This is a genomic window from Spirulina sp. 06S082 (assembly GCF_034932145.1).
Taxonomy (GTDB): Bacteria; Cyanobacteriota; Cyanobacteriia; order Cyanobacteriales; family Spirulinaceae; genus CCY15215.
This window is the reverse complement of the sequence record NZ_JAYGHV010000209.1, coordinates 1-5417: the sequence shown is the minus strand read 5'-3', so window position 1 is coordinate 5417 and position 5417 is coordinate 1. Positions and strand designations below refer to the sequence as shown.

4 protein-coding genes and 1 pseudogene are annotated in these 5417 nt (G+C 46.2%); 1 reads left to right on the top strand and 4 read right to left on the bottom strand.

The features are described 5' to 3' along the window. A pseudogene (locus VB714_RS14365) lies at nucleotides 1-1806 on the bottom strand (hypothetical protein); the annotation flags it as partial. A 160-nt stretch (nucleotides 1807-1966) separates the two neighbouring features. Here VB714_RS14365 and VB714_RS14360 point away from each other — a divergent pair. Further along, on the top strand, nucleotides 1967-2173 hold the full coding sequence (locus VB714_RS14360) for a hypothetical protein (RefSeq protein ID WP_323225287.1): 207 nt from the start codon (nucleotides 1967-1969) through the stop codon (nucleotides 2171-2173). A 140-nt stretch (nucleotides 2174-2313) separates the two neighbouring features. Here VB714_RS14360 and VB714_RS14355 read toward each other — a convergent pair whose 3' ends face one another. From VB714_RS14355 to VB714_RS14345, 3 genes are all read right to left on the bottom strand, one after another. Then, nucleotides 2314-3657 (bottom strand): DUF4145 domain-containing protein, encoded by a 1344-nt coding sequence (locus tag VB714_RS14355; protein WP_323225286.1) that lies wholly within the window; start codon nucleotides 3655-3657, stop codon nucleotides 2314-2316. 342 nt (nucleotides 3658-3999) lie between these two features. After that, the gene (locus tag VB714_RS14350) at nucleotides 4000-4845 is read right to left on the bottom strand and encodes a ThiF family adenylyltransferase (protein ID WP_323225285.1); all 846 of its coding nucleotides are present in this window, start codon (nucleotides 4843-4845) and stop codon (nucleotides 4000-4002) included. Continuing rightward, nucleotides 4842-5417, bottom strand: a 576-nt coding sequence (locus VB714_RS14345; protein ID WP_323225284.1) for a Mov34/MPN/PAD-1 family protein, incomplete at its 5' end; no start/stop codon positions are given. The genes VB714_RS14345 and VB714_RS14350, both read right to left, overlap by 4 nt.

Genomic DNA, 5417 nt, shown 5'->3' with positions numbered 1-5417 from the left:
GCTGGGATGCGCCTCAGTCCAGCGTTTGGCTTCTTGAATGAGGGTGGGGTGGCATTCATCGAAACGAGTGGCGCTTTTGGGGCTGTCCACCTCAATTTGCAAGGCATCGAAGAGCTTGCCCAATAGCTTTCTCTGCCGGCGTTCAAAGAGTTTTTGCGGCTCTTTGGGCTGAGGGATGGAAGATTGCACCCGACCGATTAAAGTGGCAATATAACCGATGCTGTTTTTGGGAACGGCGACAGCAATCTGGCGCAGAGTTGCATACTTGCGTTGACCCTTGCGATCGCGTGCCTTGCGATAATCGACCTTGGGTCGTTTTTCAACCGGAGCAAACTCCCGTCCTTCATTGGCATGGCGGGTTTCGGCAGCAAGGCGAGGCACTCGGGAAACTGGAGTAATCACGAGTTGGTCGCCGTCGAAGTCGCATTGATGGTGCTGCATGGCTTGGTCGGGACGAATGAAGGCACAGCCTCGATAGCGCAGTAAATCCGGTCTCTGGCGATTATCTACAACGTAGCGGCGAATGTTGTCCTTGCTGACAATGGGGTAGCGAGTGACGATCGCTTCCTCTCCATCTTTCAGGTGGGGTGCGACAATGGTGCCGGGTTTGAGGTCGTCGCAGGGTTGAGCCATTGCGCTACCGTGGTGAATAGCTCCCTTGAGTGCTAAATCCTGCCAGCGTTTGGCCAGTTGAGAGCGCATGAAATCGGCAACTTTGGGGAAGTCGAGCAATTGCCCGTAGCGATCGCTTCTCAATAGGGAGATGGTAGCGGATTCTGAGCGCTCTTGTTGTTCTGACTCTTCGCCCTCGATAGCGTTCTGCTCACCTACCAAACGAGCTTTCTTGTCGTACTGTTCCACCAGATAGCGAGCGAGTTTGAGGGGGTCTTTTTGAATCTCTGCCAGCTTTTGTGCTTCGGTGATGGTTGGGGGAACGATATCCGCTTGTAACGCTGCTTGCGAGTACCAAATCGAGAATTGCCAAGAGTTTTCATAGGCTTGCACTTTCGCATTGCCCCGGTTGCCGATGACCGCTTCTGGAAGTTCCCAGTCGCCGCAAGGGATATGGCGATCGCGAGCTTCTTTGGTCAGTCCTTTGATGGAGCTTTTGTCGAGAATCAGATCGTAACCCAAATCTTCAGTGAGGGCGCGATCGGGGAGAAATGTGCCTTTGGCAAGAAAGCTGACTGGGGGAGTATGGGGATGGGCGGGATTCTGCCACTTTTGCATCCATGCAAAGCGAAATTGAAAGGGTCGATTGCCCTTGCCTCCCATCGCTTTAGCCAGTCGAGGGGAGATTTTGCCGTGACAGTCCCCCGTGCTAAATTTCTGTGCTTCTTCTCGTTCTGCGGGATCGTTGCTCTCCCAGTCTACAATTTTCACGCGCAGGGGCTGACCGTCGCTGCTGTGGAAGGCGATCGCCCCTTCATTGCAAGAACTCACCAAAAGGGAACCGTACCGACAAGCGGTGTCGGGTTGGGTTTTGAACGGTTCGTTGAGTTGTTTGGAGAGTTTGCGATCCGCAAAATAAATGCTGTTCCCCGAACTGAATGCCACTCGTCGGGGAATGCCATCGCCAAAGTCAATCCCTTTGAGAGGATCGCGGCGATCGTCGTTTTTGTCCGGTTTGACAATAACGAGAGACTCCAACTCTTCCGGTTCAAACAAGAGTTCGAGGATGGTGTTGCGCTTGGTTTCGGGTTCGGAGAGGTAGCCGCCGCGATCGCCAACGGACATATCGAAGACGGGGATTTTCAATCCTTCGCCTTCGACAAATTGGGTTTTTCTCGATTTCACATCTGCCATAGCGTCCTTGCTGTTACAGATTTTATCAACTTACAAAAAAATTTATTTAAAAACTTCCGATAGGAAGGTTAAAAATTAACCCTCGTTCTGACAACCCAAATGGGTGTTTGAGAATTTGTGTTAAGCTGAAAAAGCAATCAAACGAATAAGGAGAAAAACAATGTCTCCACCGAAAGGTTACGACATGGCAAAGTTTGCCGAGATGGGCTATCCTCAAGCATGGTTGGATTATTTCTTAGGCTGGACTGAAGATGAAGAAGAGCCAGAGGTAATGGCGTTTACGAGAAGACAGAGAGAGGACGAATCCAGCTTGTACGATATTACCGAAGAGCAAGTTGAAGACCCTAATTTCTGGATTAATCTGTAATATTTGAGATTGCCATTATTTCGATGAAAAGGGCTAAAATTCTAAGCAGCTATCGGATTTTGATGGATGGCTTTGAGGACGAATTCTTGAGTCGTATAAAGCGAATTAGCCGCACCACTCGTCAGATTTTTAGATATCCATCATATTAGATTTTTTTCCGTTACTTCTTTGAGGAAGAGTACAAGAGCATAACAGATAGATAAAGCATCTTCATGATCGAACTGAATTGTGTCTACATCATCAGCATGAGCAGCCATATTTCCAAAGACTCTAATTGTGTCGATATATCCTTTTGCTTTTGAGTTTAGTATTGAAGCACTAAACAATTGTTTTGTGACAATTGCAAAAGTCCATTTATTACTATAGTCAGAAAGATGTCTGCGGGCTATGGATTTACAAATATGTTCGCCAATTCTACGGACTTTGGCGATCACTGCATCGGGATCAACACTCAGCAATTCCAGAAGATTGGAAGATGTAGCTAGAGGTTGGAGTTTAGCTTCATATTTTGTTAATGTAGAAGAAAGGTCTATCTTACTGGGTCGTGAAGACCGTAATAACTCTGGTAAGCTACTAATAATTTTAATTTGGCTTTCTGGCAAAAATATACTTTGTTTTTTGTCTTGGAATGTAACATCAATTTTAACTGGATTGAAATAATTTCCCTGAGAACGTGGCACTACTAATACTGCAATAGATCGTTTGGAGTTCGGACGAATATCTTCAAGATAAATTTCGGTTGTAGATAGTGGTTCAAATGAAGACGGTACTTTTATCGCAACCAAAAGTTCATTGATGACTTGAGAACTTCGCTGAGTCAGTTCAATTTCAATGACAATTGGCTGATCTTGAGGCCAAGTCATGGGTATTGAGCGAACTTGGCAGTCAACGCATGGTACATTAAATGTACTGGCTTTTTGTATAAAAGATTCTATTTGTTGTTCTTTCTCTATTTTTTCTGATTTCTTTACACCTCCAAAGAGTCCAGATTCTAGTAGTAGATCGTTAACTCTATCGTGCTCAATATAAAAGATTTTACCTTGTCCAAATACTATTTCTGTGTCTTTCTCGATACAATAACCAGTACGCTTATTCAGGAATTGTAGGAGATTATTGTGCAGTTCTTGAAAGGATGGTGAGGATGTATTGTAGATGATTTCCCAAGGTGGAGAAAGAATGATCAAATTTGAGCCATTTTGAACAGAGCAAAGGATTTGCTCAATTGTCAAAGAGTCTAGAGAACCAGATATTACAAAAATGTATGGTCTTGTTGTATCAGAAAGCCAATGACTATCTAACTGATTCCAAAAATTCACATACTCAAGTTGTACGTTATACCTACAGCAAATTTGTTTAAAGTGACTTAAACTACTTGCGATTGGGTCTTCTATGCGTTCATTAGTGTAAAGTGTAGATATAGCTACAGTACGGAACATAGAATTTAGATCGAGACTGTGTAAGCCATAATAAGCTGCTACTAACACTTGGAAGTCCTCTTATCGATGTACAATACATGAATTTTAGCAAAAAAAATTACCTACACTCATACCAATTCTCTCATACAGGACAAAAGGCTTGAAAGAAAGAACAGAATGGGGTTTCATCAGAATTAGCATTATCCCAACTTTAGAGATTGTACATTAAGAGAATTTGAGAGAACGATCGCATCTCTATTGAGGTCGCTTGTGAGTTTCATCTACAACCCCAAAATCCCGATGAGTTTACTATCCCGTGCAATAGCTATCTCGACCATTACAATCTACGTTGATGCGATCGCATTGTTTGCAGGGTATCAGTCTGTGACTATAGCAACAGAGGCTCGAATTTTAAGAAAGATTCGACTTCCAGCGAATAGAATCGAGGACGGATTCTCGAGTCGTATAAAGTGAATTGGCAGCACCACTGCTTAAGTCAAAATACGTGGCAAAGCGCTTGAGTTTTCCCGTAGTTAACTGAATTAAATATTCGGCAGCTTCGGCAGCTACTCTTTGATTGATGCCCAAACTTTGACGGTTGCGCTGGATTAATTCTTCACAGGATAAAGAACTCCGATCCAATTCTTCTGGCTGAGGAACGAGTAAATCGGGGTGCTGAATATTGGGGGCAGGCAAGCGATGACACCCCAGTTCGTGAAATTGGTAAAAGTCGGGATCGGTATTAGCATGAGATCCCAGTAACACTTGTCCGCTCGTTTCCCAATTGCCGCAGTCGAGCCACCACAGGTAAGTTCCCATGCCGTAAGTCCATTGATGGAGTTCGACAGCACGGGTAATGGCGGTTCTGGCGGCGGCATTATCGACGCAACCGATGAGAATAGTGAGAGTGTCGGACTCGGTATCGATGAGGCGAGGATCGAACGGTTCGGGAATGGCAGCGATCGCAATACCCCAAGCCAGACTGTAGCGCAGGGCAAGGGTTTTGGCTTTATTGAAACCGATTTCAGCAGTGCAGAAATTCTGTCTCCCGATATTGGCTTCTTCAACGGTATCCGGGTCGATAAAGATAACCTCGGTTTGCTTGCTATCTTCGGCGAGAACCCGTGCCAGTCGGCAAATTGTTGCCGCCAGCCAACTGCCATTGCCCCCGCAACCGACGAGAACGAAACTAACTTTAGTATGACCGGGCAAAACGAGGGGTTTGGCGTTGAGAAAATCGTAAGTGAGGTGTTTCACGGTTGCTTGTTGATAGTGTAAAAAGTGTAGGCAAGGCGATCGCGAACGGCTGCATCGACGATGAAATCGGGTAGGTCGAAAGCGAGGCTGGCAGGAATGACTAGAAAATGACCGAATAAGCCGATTCTCAACAGGATTTCTGGCTGTAGGCTATCTAAGCGACCGACGATGCCGTAGAGTCGAAACCCGTCCTCTTCAGTGTTGTCGGTAGCCGAAAACCGAGCCGCACCCGTCCCGTGAGAGTGAAATTCCGCGATCGCGTCGTGGTAAGGTTCGGTAGCTTGACATTGCCATTGCTCTTGGGTTTGGGGAGGGACGCGCAATTGCCAGCGATCGCCCTGACGATGGAGGTGGAACAAGATTTCCAGCCAACTGCCCTCACAGCGAGCGAGATAGCTCTGTCGCCAAATCGAGAGGAGAATGTCTTTAGGGATGGGAAACGGGTCGATTTTGACAATGGGGGAGAGGGCGAGCAGTCCGCGAATGGGGGTATCGTAGCGTTGAACGGGCATGAGAACTTCCAATCCGGGTCGCTTCCCTCGCACAAATACCCCATTTCCGGCAAAGAGATA

Bases quoted from the DNA above. Each gene is read 5' to 3' on its own strand.
- VB714_RS14360 (WP_323225287.1), top strand. From the start codon at position 1,967: ATGTCTCCACCGAAAGGTTACGACATGGCAAAGTTTGCCGAGATGGGC.